At 66.8% G+C, this 13,700-nt stretch carries 15 protein-coding genes; 1 reads left to right on the top strand and 14 read right to left on the bottom strand.

The annotated features are described in order from the left end of the window. Nucleotides 1–9: 9 nt before the first annotated feature. The 5 genes from hscA to BW991_RS19650 all read right to left on the bottom strand — a co-directional run bounded on the left by hscA (nucleotide 10) and on the right by BW991_RS19650 (nucleotide 4,535). Nucleotides 10–1,896: a Fe-S protein assembly chaperone HscA gene (gene hscA / locus BW991_RS19670; protein WP_076603819.1), complete on the bottom strand. Its 1,887-nt coding sequence runs from the start codon at nucleotides 1,894–1,896 to the stop codon at nucleotides 10–12. Between the two features lie 46 nt (nucleotides 1,897–1,942). Then, on the bottom strand, nucleotides 1,943–2,266 hold the full coding sequence (iscA, locus tag BW991_RS19665; protein WP_076603818.1) for an iron-sulfur cluster assembly protein IscA: 324 nt from the start codon (nucleotides 2,264–2,266) through the stop codon (nucleotides 1,943–1,945). Nucleotides 2,267–2,276: 10 nt separating this feature from the next. Further along, nucleotides 2,277–2,594: an iron-sulfur cluster insertion protein ErpA gene (gene erpA / locus BW991_RS19660; protein WP_076603884.1), complete on the bottom strand. Its 318-nt coding sequence runs from the start codon at nucleotides 2,592–2,594 to the stop codon at nucleotides 2,277–2,279. A 176-nt stretch (nucleotides 2,595–2,770) separates the two neighbouring features. After that, nucleotides 2,771–3,205 carry a Fe-S cluster assembly scaffold IscU gene (iscU, locus tag BW991_RS19655; protein ID WP_076603817.1) on the bottom strand — a complete coding sequence of 145 codons (435 nt, stop codon included), beginning with the start codon at nucleotides 3,203–3,205 and terminating at the stop codon, nucleotides 2,771–2,773. Between the two features lie 118 nt (nucleotides 3,206–3,323). Then, complete coding sequence (locus BW991_RS19650; protein ID WP_076603816.1) at nucleotides 3,324–4,535, bottom strand: IscS subfamily cysteine desulfurase; 1,212 nt, start codon at nucleotides 4,533–4,535, stop codon at nucleotides 3,324–3,326. A gap of 745 nt (nucleotides 4,536–5,280) precedes the next feature. On the opposite strand from BW991_RS19650, the gene BW991_RS19645 reads away from it, so the two are divergent. Beyond that, nucleotides 5,281–5,700, top strand: coding sequence for a hypothetical protein (locus BW991_RS19645; RefSeq protein ID WP_139335964.1), 420 nt, complete (start codon nucleotides 5,281–5,283; stop codon nucleotides 5,698–5,700). A gap of 44 nt (nucleotides 5,701–5,744) precedes the next feature. On the opposite strand, the gene BW991_RS19640 is transcribed toward BW991_RS19645, so the two are convergent. The 9 genes from BW991_RS19640 to accC form a co-directional block, all read right to left on the bottom strand. Then, nucleotides 5,745–6,209, bottom strand: coding sequence for a YiaA/YiaB family inner membrane protein (locus tag BW991_RS19640; RefSeq protein ID WP_076603814.1), 465 nt, complete (start codon nucleotides 6,207–6,209; stop codon nucleotides 5,745–5,747). Nucleotides 6,210–6,240: 31 nt separating this feature from the next. Then, nucleotides 6,241–7,446, bottom strand: coding sequence for a toxic anion resistance protein (locus BW991_RS19635; protein ID WP_076603813.1), 1,206 nt, complete (start codon nucleotides 7,444–7,446; stop codon nucleotides 6,241–6,243). Nucleotides 7,447–7,630: 184 nt separating this feature from the next. Further along, nucleotides 7,631–7,786, bottom strand: a complete 156-nt coding sequence (locus BW991_RS23940; RefSeq protein ID WP_088179639.1) for a hypothetical protein — start codon at nucleotides 7,784–7,786, stop codon at nucleotides 7,631–7,633. An 82-nt stretch (nucleotides 7,787–7,868) separates the two neighbouring features. Beyond that, nucleotides 7,869–8,675 carry a M48 family metallopeptidase gene (locus tag BW991_RS19630; protein ID WP_076603812.1) on the bottom strand — a complete coding sequence of 269 codons (807 nt, stop codon included), beginning with the start codon at nucleotides 8,673–8,675 and terminating at the stop codon, nucleotides 7,869–7,871. 102 nt (nucleotides 8,676–8,777) lie between these two features. Beyond that, nucleotides 8,778–9,242 carry a DUF2269 family protein gene (locus BW991_RS19625; RefSeq protein ID WP_076603811.1) on the bottom strand — a complete coding sequence of 155 codons (465 nt, stop codon included), beginning with the start codon at nucleotides 9,240–9,242 and terminating at the stop codon, nucleotides 8,778–8,780. Beyond that, nucleotides 9,230–10,492, bottom strand: a complete 1,263-nt coding sequence (locus tag BW991_RS19620; RefSeq protein ID WP_076603810.1) for an SDR family oxidoreductase — start codon at nucleotides 10,490–10,492, stop codon at nucleotides 9,230–9,232. The genes BW991_RS19625 and BW991_RS19620 overlap by 13 nt, the downstream gene beginning before the upstream one ends. Next, the gene (locus tag BW991_RS19615) at nucleotides 10,489–10,845 is read right to left on the bottom strand and encodes a hypothetical protein (protein ID WP_076603809.1); all 357 of its coding nucleotides are present in this window, start codon (nucleotides 10,843–10,845) and stop codon (nucleotides 10,489–10,491) included. Before BW991_RS19615 ends, BW991_RS19620 begins: the two co-directional genes overlap by 4 nt. 93 nt (nucleotides 10,846–10,938) lie before the next feature. Next, nucleotides 10,939–11,466: a GbsR/MarR family transcriptional regulator gene (locus tag BW991_RS19610; RefSeq protein WP_076603808.1), complete on the bottom strand. Its 528-nt coding sequence runs from the start codon at nucleotides 11,464–11,466 to the stop codon at nucleotides 10,939–10,941. 229 nt (nucleotides 11,467–11,695) lie between these two features. After that, entirely contained in the window at nucleotides 11,696–13,687 is a 1,992-nt protein-coding gene (gene accC / locus BW991_RS19605; RefSeq protein WP_076603807.1) for an acetyl-CoA carboxylase biotin carboxylase subunit, read from the bottom strand. Nucleotides 13,688–13,700 lie beyond the last annotated feature (13 nt).

Genomic DNA, 13,700 nt, shown 5'->3' with positions numbered 1-13,700 from the left:
TCGGGGGGCTCAGACGAGTTGTTCGAGCTGATCCAGCCGCTGACCGGAGAAAGCGCGCTGCACACCGGCGTTCATGCGGCGGGCGGCAAATTCGGTGGTCGCGCGGTTCAGTCCGTCGGTCGCCTGGCGCAGCGCGGCGAGACTCTCGGGGCTATGCACCTCCAGCAGTTCGCCGAGCGCGTACATCGCACGCGCGATCGCGGCACGCTCGGGCGGCGACAGCAGCGCCTGCCCGTCCTCGGCGAGCGCCGCCTCGGTCGCATCCAGCAGCCGGCGCGCGTCGACCTGCGCCTCGCGCACCATGCGCAACTGCAGGTCCTCCTCGGCACGCGCGTGCGAATCCTCCAGCATGCTGGCAATCTGTGCGTCGGTCAGGCCGTAGGACGGCTTCACGACGACCGCGGCCTCGACGCCGCTGCTCTGTTCGCGCGCCGACACCGACAACAGGCCGTCGGCGTCGACCTGGAAGGTCACGCGGATGCGCGCAGCCCCGGCGACCATCGGCGGAATGCCGTGCAGCTCGATCTGCGCGAGCGAACGACAGTCCGCGACCAGCTCGCGCTCGCCCTGCAGCACATGGATCGCCATCGCCGTCTGCCCGTCCTTGAAGGTCGTGAACTCCTGCGCGCGGGCGACCGGGAGCGTGGAGTTGCGCGGGATGATCTTCTCCATCAAGCCGCCCATCGTCTCGAGGCCCAGCGACAGCGGGATCACGTCGAGCAGCAGCCAGTCGTCCTCGCCGCGGTTGCCGGCGAGCACGTTGGCCTGCATTGCGGCACCGAGCGCGACGATCTGGTCGGGGTCGAGGTTCGTCAGCGGCTCGCGGCCGAAGCACTTCGCGACGGCCGCGCGCACGTGCGGCATGCGCGTCGCGCCGCCGACCAGCACGACGCCGCGGATGTCCTCCGCGGCCAGCCCGGCATCGCGCAAGGCCCGGCGCGCGGGCTTGAGGGTGCGCTCGACGAGGTCCTGCGTGAGCGTGACGAAGGTCTCGCGCGACAGGATCAGGTCGACCGGATCGTCGGCGCCCATCGGCACGCGGATCACCGCCCGATCGGTGCCCGACAACGCCTCCTTCGCCGCGCGGCAGCGCGCGTACAGCGTCTGCAGGTCCTGCGTGGAAGGCTGGCCGAGGCCGACCTCGGTACGCGCCCACGCGACGACGCGCCGATCGAAGTCGTCGCCGCCGAGCGCCGCGTCGCCGCCGGTCGCGAGGACCTCGAAGACGCCGCGCGCGAGTTTCAGGATCGAGATGTCGAAGGTGCCGCCGCCGAGGTCATACACCGCATACACGCCCTCCGCCGCGTTATCCAGGCCGTAGGCGATCGCCGCGGCGGTCGGCTCGTTCAGCAGGCGCAGCACGTCCAGGCCGGCGAGGCGCGCGGCGTCCTTGGTCGCCTGACGCTGGGCATCGTCGAAGTAGGCCGGCACCGTGATCACCGCACCGACCAGCGCCCCGCCCAGGCTCGCCTCCGCGCGCTCGCGCAGCGTGCGCAGGACTTCCGCGCCGATCTCGACCGGGCTCCGCGCGCCGGCAACCGTGTCGACGCGCACCATGCCCGGCGCATCGAGCAGACGATAGGGCACCACATGCCCGTCGCGCTCGACGTCCGCGAGACCGCGCCCCATCAGGCGCTTCGCCGACGAGACGGTGTTGAGCGGATCCTCGCTCTGGTGCGCAAGCGCCGCGTGGCCCGTCGTCACCTCGCCGTTCGCGCGGAAACGCACGACCGAAGGCAGCAGCATGCGCCCGTCGGCATCGGGAATCACCGCGGCGCTGCCGCTGATCACGCTGGCGACGAGCGAATTGGTCGTACCGAGATCGATGCCGACGGCCAGCCGGTGCTGGTGCGGGGCGGCCGAGCGGCCGGGTTCGCTGATCTGCAGAAGGGCCATGATCCTGTTTCCTCGTGTGCGTGAAAGGGCTGCGCGCCAACGTCGCTCAGACGTTGAAACTCTCGCCGCAGCCGCACTGGTCCTTGACGTTGGGGTTATGGAACTTGAAGCCTTCGTTGAGCCCCTCGCGCACGAAGTCGAGTTCGGTGCCGTCGAGGTACACATGGCTCTTGGGGTCCACCAGCACGGTGACGCCGTGGCTCTCGAACGTCAGGTCGTCCGCTTCCTGCCGGTCGACGAATTCGAGCGCGTACGCCATCCCGGAACAACCGCTGGTCTTCACCGCGAGCCGCAGGCCGATGCCCTTGCCGCGCTGCGCAAGGAAGGCATTGACGCGGCGCGCGGCGGATTCGCTGAGAGTGACGGACATGGCGCGCCCCTCACACCGAGAAGGAACTGCCGCAGCCACAGGTCGAGGTGGCGTTGGGGTTCTTGATCACGAAGCGGGAGCCCTCGAGCCCCTCCTCGAAGTCGATCTCGGCGCCGGCGAGGTACTGGTAGCTCATCGCATCGACGACGACCTGCACGCCGCGCCGCTCGACCGCGACGTCGTCCTCGGCCAGAGCCTCATCGAAGGCGAAGCCGTACTGGAAGCCGGAACAGCCGCCGCCGGACACGAAGATGCGCAGCTTGAGGCTCGCGTTTCCCTCCTCCTCGATCAGCTCGCGCACCTTGTCGGCGGCGGCATCGGTGAACAGGAAGGGCGCGCCGTCGGCTGCGGCAGGTGCGGCCGCGGTCTGGCAGGTGGCGAGGGAAGACGGCTTGCAGGCCGACGGGGCGGCAGCCGGAGAGGTGGCAGCCGGAGAGGTGGCACAGGCGGACATGGGAGGCTCCTTGAAGAGGGGTCGGGCGGGACGGTCGGGGTGGGTGAGGCTCAGGCGGCCTCGGGCTCGCAGGCGGCGTACTCGGACGCGGACGGCAGGTCGCCGGCCGACCGCTTCGAGCGGTAGTCGGCCACCGCCGCCTTGATCGCGTCCTCGGCGAGGATCGAGCAGTGGATCTTCACCGGCGGCAGCGCGAGCTCCTCGGCGATCGCGGTGTTCTTGATCGCCAGCGCCTCGTCGAGCGTCTTGCCCTTGACCCATTCGGTCACCAGCGAGCTCGACGCGATCGCCGAGCCGCAGCCGTAGGTCTTGAACTTCGCGTCCTCGATCACGCCGTCCTTGCCGACCATGATCTGCAGCTTCATCACGTCGCCGCAGGCCGGCGCGCCGACCATGCCGGTGCCGACACCGGCGTCGCCCGCATCCAGGGAGCCGACGTTGCGCGGGTTCTCGTAGTGGTCCAGGACCTTTTCGCTGTATGCCATTTCCAATCTCCAATTAACCGGGCGATGAAATACCGTTCGGGCTGAGCCTGTCGAAGCCCTGCGATTGCCCTTCGACAAGCTCAGGGCGAACGGAGGTGTTCGATCGGCGCCTTAAGGATCAATGCGCCGCCCATTGCACGGAATCGAGGTCGATGCCGGCCTTGTACATGTCCCACAGCGGCGACAGCTCGCGCAGCTTGCCGACCTTGTCGCGGATCAGCCGGATCGCGAAATCGACGTCCGCGACGCTCGTGAAGCGCCCGATGCTGAAGCGGATCGAGCTGTGCGCGAGCTCGTCGGAGAGCCCCAGCGCGCGCAGTACGTACGAGGGTTCGAGGCTCGCCGAGGTACAGGCCGAGCCGCTCGAGACCGCGATCTCCTTGATCGCCATCAGCAGCGATTCGCCTTCGACGTAGTTGAAGCTGATGTTCAGGTTGTGCGCGACGCGCCGTTCGAGGTCGCCATTGACCGACACCGCCTCCATGTCCGCGAAGCCCGCCAGCAGCCGGTCGCGCAGCATGCGGATGCGCTCGTTCTCGGCGCCCATCGTCTCGCGCGCGATACGGAAGGCCTCGCCCATACCGACGATCTGGTGCGTCGCCAGCGTGCCGGAACGGAAACCGCGCTCGTGCCCGCCGCCGTGCATCTCGGCCTCCAGCCGCACGCGCGGCTTGCGGCGCACGTAGAGCGCGCCGATCCCTTTCGGGCCGTAGGTCTTGTGCGCCGAAAAGCTCATCAGGTCGACCTTCAGCCGTGCGAGATCGATGTCGACCTTGCCGGTCGCCTGCGCCGCATCGACGTGCAGCAGCACGCCGCGTTCGCGGCAGATCTCGCCCAGCTCCGCGATCGGCTGGATCACGCCGATCTCGTTGTTCACGAACATCACCGACGCCAGGATCGTGTCCGGGCGCAGCGCCGCGCGGAAGGCGTCGAGGTCGAGCAGGCCGTTCGGCAGCACGTCGAGATAGGTAACCGAGTAGCCCTGGCGCTCCAGCTCGCGCATCGTGTCGAGCACCGCCTTGTGCTCGGTCTTCACGGTGATCAGGTGCCTGCCCCTGCCCGAGTGGAAGCGCGCCACGCCCTTGATCGCGAGGTTGTTCGATTCGGTCGCGCCCGAGGTCCACACGATCTCGCGCGGATCGGCGCCGACCAGCGCGGCGACGTTTTCGCGCGCGTTCTCCACGGCCTCCTCGGCCGCCCAGCCGAAGGCATGCGAGCGGCTCGCGGGGTTGCCGAATAACTCGGTCAGGTAGGGGATCATCCGTTCGGCCACGCGGGGATCGACCGGCGTGGTGGCGGAGTAATCCAGATAGATCGGCTGTTTGCTCATCCTCGGCTCCGGCACGTTCGGGACTGTGTGCAGTTCAGTCCGTGACCACTTTTCGCAAGGTCCGTACCAGATCGAGAATTACGACTACCGCATTGTTTTTACACGTTTTTCAAAAATGACCATGTCGCAGCCGCAGACCGGGGTTTGTCGCGTTTGTCGCTTTTAGTGCAGTGCAGTGCTCATCGAGCAGGGGACGGAGTCCCCCACGTCGCCCGCTCGTATCGAACTGCGCCAAGTGGGAGCGCCTGGGACGTACCCAAAGAAAAACGAGCGATGTCCCAATTGCATGGGCAAGACGTCCGCGGCGATCACCCGCCATCGGCCGTTGCCGGCCGGCGGACTCAGCAGCCCGCCCGGATTATGCTAATGTGCTCGATTTGATTCCGGTAACGATATGCGTCGACGCGCAAGATGGGTCGCGGGCACGCTGCCCGCGGGCGGATCGCCAAAACGCCCCCCAGAGCGGCCACCCAGCACGGAGCGAATCCAGCGACTCGTTCGCGCAAACCGGAAGGGACTTGTCGGCCGCCCGCTGACGTCGAGTCTGCACCGGACGGCCGTCACACGGGAGAGGCTGCCCTATCGCCTTTGCGCGATCGCATTGGCCGTCCTCGGCTGCGGCCTGATCGCCGCAACATTCGGGGCAGGACATTCGACGTGGCTGGCGGGAGCGGGAGCGGTCACGTTGGGCGCGGGCGTCGCACTCGCATCGCGACACCGCGCAAGCTCCGCCGCGCCGCCGAACATGCTCGGACTGGACCTCGGACGCGCGGCCGAAAGCCTGGACGCCTTCCTCGCGGACGTTTCGCCGCATCTTCCCGAGGCCGCCCTGGCCACACTGGCGCGGATCAAGGCGACGCTCGCACAGGTTCTCGCCACGCTGGCGGAAGGCGGGAATCCGGCGCTCGACGTGTCGAGCGAGGAACGCTTCTTCGCGCACGCGATGGTTTCGCGCTACCTGCCCGATGCCTGCCGCCACTACATGGACGCGGCCACCGCCGCCGGCCGCACCGGCCGGCTTCGGGACGGTCGCACGCTGGAAGAGTCCCTTTGCCGCCAGCTGGATGCGCTCCAGTCGAGACTGGAGCGCATCCAGGCAAACCTCGCCGCCAGCAAGGCCGAGCAGCTGGCCAACCACGAAGCCTTCCTCAATACGAAGAATTAAAGGAGCGCGGGCAACCGCACTCCTTCCCGACAGCGCGCTCCTGCTCAGGACTGCAGGCTGGCAGCGGCCTCCGGACTGCCCTGGATGTCGATCGCTCCGTCCATCAGGTCGGCCTCCTGCTTGTCACGGACGGTCTTGGCCAGGGTGAACACGGAACTCACGAGGAACATCCAGGCCACGACCATGTAGCCCTTTTCCCAGCCCCCGATCTTCATGCGAATCAGCCCCCAGGCCGTCAGCGCGATCGCGACACCGAAGCCGACCCACACCGTCATCACCCAGCCGTTGGTATCGATACGTTCGTCGCGGTTGTCACGGGTCATCTTCGCGAGCGTGAATGCGGCGAAAAGGCAGAAGAAATAGCCGATGGCGACGAACGCCCGATCGAGATCCTCGCTCGGCATGTTCCAGATGCCGACCGCGCACCCGATGACTGCGAGACCGAATGTCAGCCACACCTGAAAGATCCAGCTTGGGGTGTCGCGACGAATGAGATATTTCTGGGACATTGCTTGCTTCTCCTTTAGTGAAAACGATGTACTAGAGACGGACCGGGCCGTCGATCTGCGCCGGCGTACCCCTGGCGATCCGCGCCTGGCGGGCAGTATCCATATAGGCCTCGGATCGCCTGAGCTGCTCGCGCATCACCGCGTTGTGCTGCCCCATGACCTCGAGCGCCTTGCTGCGGAAGGTGTCCATCGTGTCCATGGCGGAGAAGGTGAGATCGAACATTTCCTTCATCTTGTCGACGCCCAGGAGCGGATTGCTGCCGAATTGAACGCAGCGTTCGGCGTGGTTGTTCAGTAGCTTGCCCGACTCCGCTATCAGGTTTTCGATCGTGCCATTGACGCCGGCGAGCATGTTCATCACCTTGACCTGATTGCCCGTCGCGCGCGCGACCGTCTGCGCCACGGCGAGCGCCGACATGCCGGTTGTCGCCACCCGGTCGCAACCGATCACCATCTCGCGGCAGGTCTTCTTGAGCACGTCGAGCGACAGGTAGCCGTTCACGCACACCGCCTGCTGGGTAAGGATGTCCTGCAGGTTCTGCCGGGCGTAATACAGCACTTCCTGTTCGAGGGCCGTCGCCCGTTCGATATCCACGGACCTGAGCGCGGCCGCCTTCTGTGCGAGGTGCTCGTCGAGACGCTCGGCGAAATGCGCGGCGGATTTGAGCTTCTGCAGCGCTTCCCATAACCGTGCGCGCGTCGCCTCGATTTCCAGCGCATCGCGCTCCATGTCGTCACGCGCCGCATAGATGCGCTGCAGCGTTGCCTGGATCTGGGTTGCGGCGCTCTGGAAGCGGCGGAAGTATGTCTTCAGCTTGTCGCCGAACGGCAGGATGCCGAGCAGCTTGTTGCGCGACAGCAGGTCCCCTTCCTTGCCGGGGTCGAGTTCATCGAGCTGTCTGCGCAAGTCCTCGATTGCCCGGAATGCGGGCGAGTCCTCCATGCCGATCATGTTGCGCTCCATGAAGCGGCCGGTCATGAGACCCGACGCCATGGAAATCTCTTCGCGCCCCAGTCGGAATGCGGAGTCCAGCCTGGACTTGAAGACGTCGCCCCGCACGTCCTCCGTCAGCAAGGCATTCACGAAGCGCTCGACCTGCGCATCGATTTCGGCGACACGCTCGGCGCTCAGCGGAATCGCGTCGGTCGCCTGCTCATCGCTGACGGCCGGCGGCACCTCAGGCGGAGTGAGTGAAAAGGCGGGCGCAGCGTGGCTCACCCGTGAGGATGTCGTCATGGCGGAAGCGGCAATCAAAGCTATTACTATAGCATTTTTGCATGCCTATGCCATTTACCGATACCGATGCGCCAGGGGATGCAGCCGCGAACGGGAACATTCGCCGCGATCCGGACCGCTACCCCTGAATAAAAACACCGGCACGGAGCCGGTGTCGTTCGCATCTATCGCTGAGCCTTCCCGGCTAGCAGTTCCCCTTCTTCGCCTGTCCCGGCGGACAGAATCCGCCACCCGAGCCTCCATGGCCGCCCGGATCGACCACGACCGAACCGGCCGGCGTATACACAGCGCATGCGCCGACGAGCGACGCGAGCGCGATCAGGGCAAAGAAGCGCTTCATGTAACCTCCGCAAATTCAGGAATGCGGCGCAATCATAGCGCAGCCTCGGCCGGGCCTTGGGACGGACGCGTTGCGGAGGATTTCAGTCGGGCTCGCGCTCCGCCAGGGCGCGTGCCGCCGCGATGCGTTCGGCACCGTCCGGATGGGTGCCGAGAAAGGCGAAGCGCTCCGGCTGTCCGCTGGTCGAGAGCTTCTCGAAGAAGCGCACCGCCCCCTCCGGATCGTAGCCTGCGCGGCGCATGTAGGCGATGCCGGCCTCGTCGGCGGCGCGCTCGTCGTCGCGGCTGTACCCATTCTCGGCCATGTTGGTCGCGAATTCGGCGAAGAGCGGCGTCAAGGGGAAGCCCACCGCGGTCAGGAGCACGCTCGCGATGGCCACCATGCCGCCGGTCTCGTTGCGGCGCGACAGGCGCTGTTCCGTGTGACGCAGGTTCAGGTGCGCCAGCTCGTGCCCGATCAGCGCCGCCCACGCCGCTTCGTCCGCGCCGAGCAGTTCGACCATCCCGACGTGGATGCCGATCACGCCGTCCTGGCCGGAGCGTATCGCGAAGGCGTTGGCACCGGGGTTGTCGACCAGCAGGTACTGCGGACGAGCGCCCGGCGTCGCCGCCCCCACGCGCCGGGCCGCGGCCCAGGCGGCGCGCAGGGCATCCGCATCGAACCAGCGCACGGCGCCCTGCACCTGCACGCCGACCCGCCGCCCTTCAGCGGCACCGAGCTCGGCAAGCGGCCACGCCGTCGCGTGGCCGTTGTGGCGCGGCACCTTGCTCCGCTGCGGCGGGCTCTCGGCAGGCGGATGCCCGGCCGGCGGCTGCATCGCGCAGCCGCCGGCCAATGCCAGCAGCAACGCCAGCGCATACGTCCGACCATCGGCAGCGACGTTCATCATGGGGACGGGCAATCGATGCGCGAATACATTCCTGCAGCATACACAAAGAACATCGCCCGCGGGCGCCGCGCGAGATGCGGATATCCGCCCACGCGAACCGCCTCAGGCCGGCTTCACGACCATCAGGAAATACACCGCCACCATCGCCGTGAACGCCGGGTAGCCGAGCAGCTCCCAGCGTTTCGCATAGGCCCAGTAGCGCTGCGGCAGCACATCCCCGTGCTCGTGGGCGGCGATCGCCATCCGCCCCATCGCGATCTGGTACCACACGACCGGCAGCCAGCAGATCCCCGCGAGCACATACAGCGCCAGCGAGGCGACGAGCCACGGCGCGTCCAGCGGATAGCCGGCGAGGTGGATCATGTAGGCGCCGGACAGCGGCTGGACGATCACCGCGGGCGTCGTGAACCACCAGTCCGCGCGCACGACGAGGCGCGACACCACGGCGATCGCCTCGACCGATCCCGAGCGGTTGGCGAAGAAGAGATAGAAGGCCGTGCCGAAGCCGGTGCCGACCATCAGCACGGACGAAAGGATGTGGATCGTCTTCACGGTCAGGTAGTCCATGACGGCTCCTCTGCGGCAAGGATGAACAGGATGGCGAGGATGGGCACGTTCTTGAGCACAGGCCCGAAGGGATGGGCGAGGAAGTCCGGCAGCGCGACGGCGATGATCGCCGTGTAGCCGACCACCAGCGCCGCCTGCGCGGCCCACAGCGCCCGGCGCGGATAGGCGAGGCAGGCGATGCCCAGCGCGAGATCCAGTGCCGCGGCCCCATAAAGCGCAAGCGTCGCCGGCCATCCGTCCAGCCCGACGCGTGCCAGCAGCTCGAGGCTGTGCTCGACCGGATGGACGAAGACACTCACGAACGCGGTCGCGATCCAGACGAACGCGAGGGCGAGTCGGAGCAGCGGCCCGCGCCAGGCGGCGAGCGCGCGCTGGCGCAACAGCTCCGATTCCGCGGGCGGAATGAAGTCCTCGATGCCCTTCGGCGTATGCCCCAGCAGCGTCGCGGTGGCGGCCGCATCGGCGGCGCTGCCGGCGCGGAGCATGCGCCAGCTGTCCGGCGTCAGCGGCACCCGCGGAATCCAGCCGGCAACACGCGCGACAAGCGCCATGAGCGGGGCGGGGATGCGCAGGTACAACGGCCGCGGGAAACCCATCCCCCGCCGCAAGCACTCCAGCATCTCGCGATAGGACACGCGCGTGCCGCCGGCCAGGTCGATCTGCTGCCCGCTTGGCGTGTCGGAGGCCACCGCCCGCTCGACCGCCGCGGCGAGGTCGTCGATATGGATCGGCTGGAACGTAGCCGCGCCCAGCGCCGGCAACGGCACCACCGGCAGGCTCGCGAACATGCGGAACATCGACGCGGAAATGCCGTCCGGCCCATACACGAGCGACGGCCGCAGGATCAGCCATTCCACGGGCAGGCTCGTCAGGCAACGGTCGGCCGCGTACTTGCTCGCGAAGTAAGGTGTTGCACAGGACTCGGCGCCGAGCGCCGAGATCTGCACCACCCGTCGCACCCCGGCCTTCGCGCAGGCCGCAAACAGCGCCGCCGGTGCACGCTGGTGCACGTCGTCGAAACGCGCGTCCGCGCTTTCCCTGATGATGCCCACCGCATTGACGACGACCTCGACACCGGCCAGCCGCCCGCACCACCGCTCCACCGCCGTATCCGCTGCGAAGTCGATCGCGATGTCACCCGCCCGGACGGGCTTCCTCACGCCGCGGACGACCTCGTGGCCGGCCGCCGCGAGGCGTGCGCAGATCGCCATCCCCATGAAGCCGGCGGCACCGCACACGAGGATCTTCATTGCGCGATCTCCAGCAGTTCCCTGCGTGTTGCGGGGTCGGGGAGGTTGCGCATGATCATCCGCGCGACGACGGCGACGGACACGACGATTCCGAGCGCCGTCATCATCAGCGCATGACGCGCAACCACGTCGATCGCCGCGCCCGGATTGCTGCTGCGCCCGAAGGCGAGCGCGAGGATCAGCGGGATGCCCGTGATCATGATCGCATTGACGCGCACCCAGAACTCGGACCGGTCGTACGTACCGCACAGGTCGCACAGCAGCCGTGTCGTGACTTCCTGCAGGTAGCGGCTGACGGCGAACCCGATGACGACCGGAATGGAGACTTCGACGAGGAAATTCACGATACCCATGGCTACTCTCCTTTTCAGACAGTTGTTTCAGTAAAAACAGAAATTCACGCCGCAAAAAAACGGGCGGTCAAGCCCGTGGTCCCGCCAGCCTGCTCAGCCCTTCTTCCTGAACGTCTTGCTGATCTTCGCGCTGACACCCAGCGTCTTCATCAAGGTTTCCGGCCTGATCCGCAACATCTCGTCCGACAGCGTGCACATGATCTCGATGAACTTCAGCGTCTCCTCGATACGCTGCCGCGTCCCGTCGTCCTCGTCATCGATTGCCGGATTCTCCAGACATTCGCGCAGCGCGACCGCCGTCGGATCGATCTCGCGCTGACGGCGCCCGGCGACGATCAGCTTGAAGAGTTCCCAGATGTCGGTCGAGGTCTCGAAATGGTCGCGGCGGTCCCCCCTCAGATGCACGACCCGCGCGAGGTTCCACGCCTGCAGCTCCTTGAGGCTGGTACTCACGTTCGAGCGTGCGACCCCCAGCGTCTCGGTGATCTCCTCGGCGTCGAGCGGTCGCCCGGCGAGGTAGAGCAGCGCGTGGATCTGCGCGACGGTGCGATTGACCCCCCAGCGGGATCCCATCTCCCCCCAGTGGAGGACAAAGCGTTCGGCGATCGGTTTGAGTTCCATGGGGGCAACTCTAAACCTTCTGTTATTTCTGTCAATGCAGAAATACAAAGAAAGGATCGAGCCGGTGCGGGGCGAAAGCAGGCCCCACGGCGCGTTCGGCTGCAGTTCCCGCGCGCCTGCGCTTGTGCCGAAAGCCGCGACGCTGCCCCGATAAAGAAAGGGCCTGCTCGCGCAGGCCCTTTCGGCGTTCAGACAGGCGCCGCCGCAGATGCGGCGGCGGCCGTCCCGATCACTCGAACTCGATGATGACTTCGTCCACCGAGAGACTCGCGCCCGGCTTCGCGACGACCTTGCTGACCTTGCCGTCCTGCTCGGCCTTGAGCACGTTCTCCATCTTCATCGCCTCGATGATCGCGAGCTTCTCGCCCGCCTTCACTTCCTGGCCTTCGGCGACGCAGATGTCGCGCAGCAGGCCCGGCATCGGCGACAGCAGGAACTTCGACATGTCCGGCGGCAGCTTCTCCGGCATCATCGCCAGCAGCTCGGCGGCGCGCTCGGTCATCACGATCGGCTCGACCTGCAGGCCGAAGTGCGAGATGCGGTAGCGCAGGCCGCGGCGCTCGATCTGCAGGCAGATCGGCGCGCCGTTCACGGTGCCCTGGAACAGCAGGTCGCCGAACTTCCAGTCGGAGACGATGCTGTAGGTCTTGTCGGCGTGCGTGATGTCGAGCCCGTTGGCCGTATGCAGCACGGACATCGGGTACTGCTTGCCGCCCATCACGACCACCCACTCGCTGCCCACCTTGCGGCCGTGGCCGGCGAGCTGGCCGTCGATCTGCACGGCGCGGTCGATGTAGCGCAGGCGCGCGAAGGTCGCGACCGCCGCGAGCAGCGCGGGATCGTCGTGCGGCACCATCGACGCGTCGAAGCCCTGCGGGTACTCCTCGGCGATGAAGCCGGTGTTGAAGTTGCCCGAGCAGAAGCGCGGGTGCTGCAGCAGCGCGGCCTGGAAGGGGATGTTCGAGCTGATGCCGCGGATCACGAAGGCGTTGAGCGCGTCGCGCATGCGCTCGATCGCCTGCTCGCGGTTCGCGCCGTGCACGATCAGCTTCGCGATCATCGAGTCGTAGAACATCGAGATCTCGCCGCCTTCATACACGCCGGTATCGACGCGCACCTTGCCCGGAATCTCGGTCGGCGCCTGGAACTTCACCAGGCGGCCGGTCGAGGGCAGGAAGCCGCGGAACGGGTCTTCGGCGTTGATGCGGCACTCCATCGACCAGCCATTGATCTTCACGTCGGCCTGGGCGATGGGGAGCTTCTCGCCATAGGCGACGCGGATCATCTGCTCGACCAGATCGAGGCCGGTGATGAGTTCGGTGACCGGATGCTCCACCTGCAGGCGGGTGTTCATCTCGAGGAAGTAGAACTCCTTGGTCGCGCCGCTGACCACGAACTCGACCGTGCCGGCCGATTCGTAGTTCACCGCACGTGCCAGCGCCACCGCCTGCTCGCCCATCGCCTTGCGCATGTCGGGGTCGACGAAGGGGCTCGGCGCCTCCTCGATGACCTTCTGGTGACGGCGCTGGATCGAGCAATCGCGCTCGTTCAGGTACACGTAGTTGCCATGCGAGTCGCCGAGCACCTGGATCTCGATGTGGCGCGGCTCGAGCACGTACTTCTCGATGAACACGCGGTCGTCGCCGAACGACGCCTTCGCCTCATTCACGCACGACGAGAAACCCTCGAAGGCTTCCTGGTCGTTGTACGCAACGCGCAGGCCCTTGCCGCCGCCGCCGGCGGACGCCTTGATCATCACCGGATAGCCGATCTTCTTGGCGATCTCGACCGCTTCCGCGGGGCCGGCGATCGCGTCGTTGTAGCCGGGGATCGTATTCACGCCGGCTTCGATCGCGAGCTTCTTCGACTCGATCTTGTCGCCCATCTTGGCGACCGAGTAGTGCTTCGGCCCGATGAACTTGATGCCTTCCTCTTCCAGGCGGCGCGAGAACTCGGCGTTCTCGGACAGGAAGCCGTAGCCCGGATGGACCGCTTCGGCGCCGGTCTGCTTGCAGGCGTCGATGATCTTGTCCATGCGCAGATAGGACTCTTTCGACGCAGCCGGTCCGATGCACACGGCCTCGTCGGCCATCTCCACGAACAGCGCATCCTTGTCGGCCTCGGAATGGACGGCGACGGTGGCGATGCCCATCTTGCGGGCGGTCTTGATGACGCGGCAGGCGATCTCGCCGCGGTTTGCGATCAGGATTTTCTTAAACATATTCCTCAGTCTC

The sequence above is a fragment of the Aromatoleum tolulyticum genome (assembly GCF_900156155.1).
GTDB classification, from domain to species: domain Bacteria; phylum Pseudomonadota; class Gammaproteobacteria; order Burkholderiales; family Rhodocyclaceae; genus Aromatoleum; species Aromatoleum tolulyticum.
This window is presented reverse-complemented; position numbering and strand designations above follow the sequence as displayed.

Excerpts from the sequence above, each read along its gene's own strand:
- accC (WP_076603807.1), bottom strand. The coding sequence starts at position 13,687 with ATGTTTAAGAAAATCCTGATCGCAAACCGCGGCGAGATCGCCTGCCGC.
- BW991_RS19635 (WP_076603813.1), bottom strand. The coding sequence starts at position 7,446 with ATGACGACATCCTCACGGGTGAGCCACGCTGCGCCCGCCTTTTCACTC.
- BW991_RS19650 (WP_076603816.1), bottom strand. The coding sequence starts at position 4,535 with ATGAGCAAACAGCCGATCTATCTGGATTACTCCGCCACCACGCCGGTC.
- hscA (WP_076603819.1), bottom strand. The coding sequence starts at position 1,896 with ATGGCCCTTCTGCAGATCAGCGAACCCGGCCGCTCGGCCGCCCCGCAC.
- BW991_RS19610 (WP_076603808.1), bottom strand. The coding sequence starts at position 11,466 with ATGGAACTCAAACCGATCGCCGAACGCTTTGTCCTCCACTGGGGGGAG.
- BW991_RS23940 (WP_088179639.1), bottom strand. The coding sequence starts at position 7,786 with ATGAAGCGCTTCTTTGCCCTGATCGCGCTCGCGTCGCTCGTCGGCGCA.
- iscU (WP_076603817.1), bottom strand. The coding sequence starts at position 3,205 with ATGGCATACAGCGAAAAGGTCCTGGACCACTACGAGAACCCGCGCAAC.
- BW991_RS19625 (WP_076603811.1), bottom strand. The coding sequence starts at position 9,242 with ATGGACTACCTGACCGTGAAGACGATCCACATCCTTTCGTCCGTGCTG.
- iscA (WP_076603818.1), bottom strand. The coding sequence starts at position 2,266 with ATGTCCGTCACTCTCAGCGAATCCGCCGCGCGCCGCGTCAATGCCTTC.
- BW991_RS19640 (WP_076603814.1), bottom strand. The coding sequence starts at position 6,209 with ATGTCCCAGAAATATCTCATTCGTCGCGACACCCCAAGCTGGATCTTT.
- BW991_RS19620 (WP_076603810.1), bottom strand. The coding sequence starts at position 10,492 with ATGAAGATCCTCGTGTGCGGTGCCGCCGGCTTCATGGGGATGGCGATC.
- BW991_RS19615 (WP_076603809.1), bottom strand. The coding sequence starts at position 10,845 with ATGGGTATCGTGAATTTCCTCGTCGAAGTCTCCATTCCGGTCGTCATC.
- BW991_RS19645 (WP_139335964.1), top strand. The coding sequence starts at position 5,281 with ATGCTCGGACTGGACCTCGGACGCGCGGCCGAAAGCCTGGACGCCTTC.
- BW991_RS19630 (WP_076603812.1), bottom strand. The coding sequence starts at position 8,675 with ATGATGAACGTCGCTGCCGATGGTCGGACGTATGCGCTGGCGTTGCTG.